The sequence below is a fragment of the Candidatus Cloacimonadota bacterium genome (genome assembly GCA_034661015.1).
GTDB lineage: Bacteria > Cloacimonadota > Cloacimonadia > JGIOTU-2 > JGIOTU-2 > JAYEKN01.
On sequence record JAYEKN010000215.1, the window covers coordinates 1 to 2,225 of the forward strand.

3 protein-coding genes are annotated in these 2,225 nt (G+C 37.8%); all 3 read left to right on the forward strand.

Annotation, left to right across the window (positions count from 1 at the left end):
• Window positions 1-132: 132 nt before the first annotated feature.
• From U9P79_08295 to U9P79_08305, 3 genes are read left to right on the forward strand one after another with little or no spacing between them, the layout of a single operon-like run.
• Window positions 133-432, forward strand: coding sequence for a hypothetical protein (locus U9P79_08295; GenBank protein ID MEA2104622.1), 300 nt, complete (start codon window positions 133-135; stop codon window positions 430-432).
• Between the two features lie 9 nt (window positions 433-441).
• On the forward strand, window positions 442-1,728 hold the full coding sequence (gene eno, locus U9P79_08300) for a phosphopyruvate hydratase (GenBank protein MEA2104623.1): 1,287 nt from the start codon (window positions 442-444) through the stop codon (window positions 1,726-1,728).
• Window positions 1,729-1,784: 56 nt separating this feature from the next.
• Window positions 1,785-2,066, forward strand: coding sequence for a septum formation initiator family protein (locus U9P79_08305; GenBank protein MEA2104624.1), 282 nt, complete (start codon window positions 1,785-1,787; stop codon window positions 2,064-2,066).
• Window positions 2,067-2,225: the final 159 nt, after the last annotated feature.

Here is a 2,225-nt window from a genome sequence, read left to right on the forward strand (position 1 = left end):
GCTCACATTACAATTGGTCACATAATTTGTTTATTAGTAGAAATTAATTTATTCAAAAACAATTAAAACAAAAAATGGAGAATGGAAAAAGGATTTCTCGTATTATTTTTTCCGTTCTTTTAAGGAGAAATCATGGCAAAGAAAAAAGTGAAAGAAGAAGAAAGATATTTATATGACGCTCAAAAATTCTGTGTTCCGGTAACAAAGATCACATCATTAGAGAGCATCCAATTCGTCATTGACGGTTTCAGAAAAAAGAAGATCAGTTTCTGCGTGGACGGAAGTGATGAAAGATGGGAAGTATGGAGAATGGAAGAAGAGGGTGATTCTGAAAAGATAAAGAAAAGAGATTATCCTCAAAAACCTAAATTCGTCTATATAGATGGTGAAGACGTTGAGTATGATGTTGTATCCACATCAGAAGATAAATAGGAGAATATTATGTCTATAATAAGTGCTTTATATAGCAGAGAGATATTGGATTCTCGTGGAAATCCAACCGTGGAAGTGGAAGTGCTTCTCGAATCCGGCATCGTTGGTCGGGCAGCTGTTCCTTCCGGTGCCTCCACCGGAGAGAATGAAGCAATAGAACTGCGAGACGGTGATCCCGATAGATTTTTGGGAAAAGGTGTAACCAAAGCTGTGGCTAACGTTAATGAGAAAATTGCTCCCGAAATACTCGGAATGGAAAGCAGTAATCAGGTAAAAATAGATCGAATTTTATTGGAACTTGATGGCACGGAAAACAAAGAGAATCTCGGTGCAAATGCAATTCTCGGCGTTTCACTGGCAGTTGCTCGTGCTTCGTCAATCGAATTGGGACTTCCTTTATATCAGTATATTGGCGGGACAAACGCAAAAGTGCTACCAATCCCAATGTTCAATGTGCTAAATGGTGGTCAACATGCCGATAACAACGTTGATGTGCAAGAATTTATGATAATGCCCATCGGGGCGCAGAGCTTCAGACATGCTTTACAAATCGCATCTGAAACTTTTCACACTCTCAAATCTATCCTAAAAAAAGACGGCTATTCCACTGCTGTCGGCGATGAAGGCGGATTTGCTCCGAACCTCAAGTCAAACGAAGATGCCCTAAAACTCATTGTTAAGGCAATAAAAGAAGCGGGTTATCGTCCGATGGATGATGTAGCGATCGCTCTTGATTCCGCAGCCTCAACTTTCTATAAAAATGGAAAATACTTACTGAAAACTCTTGATGGAGAAAAATGGACAGCCACAGAAACAGTTGCTATTTATCGAAACTGGATTGAACATTACCCGATCATTTCTATAGAAGACGGACTCGCGGAAGATGATTGGAAGGGCTGGAAATATATGACCGAAGAACTTGGAAATGATATTCAGATTGTTGGTGACGACATATTCGTTACTAACAGTCGAATCCTTTTGCGTGGAATTAACGAGAGATGTGCAAATTCCATTTTGATCAAACTCAACCAGATTGGAACTTTGACTGAAACATTGGATACAATTGAGTTGGCAAAAGCAAACGGTTATACCAACGTTGTTTCCCATCGTTCTGGCGAAACCTGTGATCATACTATTGCTGATCTGGCAGTAGCAGCAAATTGTGGGCAGATAAAATCAGGCTCCGTATCGCGTTCCGAACGAATTGCGAAATACAACCAGCTGCTTCGCATTGAAGAGGAACTCGGTAAGGATGCAATATTTCCGGGAAAAGATTTGTTTGCAAAATACCTATAAACTTTTCTTGAAATAGTATTATTGTGGTAAGAAAAAATAGAAAAAATCACGCGAGGATGAAACTTTTTGTTATCATCCTCGTCTTGATATTGCTTTGGATAGTCTTCTTCGGTAAATTTAATGTAATAAAAATTTTAAAAAGCAATCAAATTATTAAAGATAAAAAAATAGAGTTTGAACAGCTTCGAAAGCAAAAAGGCAAATTGGCACAAGAGCGTCAACAACTTGAAAAAGCTGACTTAAAAGTCATAGAAAAAAAAGCACGCGAACTTGGAATGGCAAAAGAGGGGGAAAAAATTATTCGCATAAAAACTGATAAAATAAATAAAACGAATTAGTGTGCGTCCGTAAAGTAGCCTTTTCGAGACGGCACGGACCACTCCGTGACGAATTGAAAAAATTATTTATTAAGTTAATTAGCGTTATATTTGTGAGTTAGAAAAATTTAAGTCAATTTCAGAAAAAAACGGAACTTAAATCAAGATTTTCCTTTACGG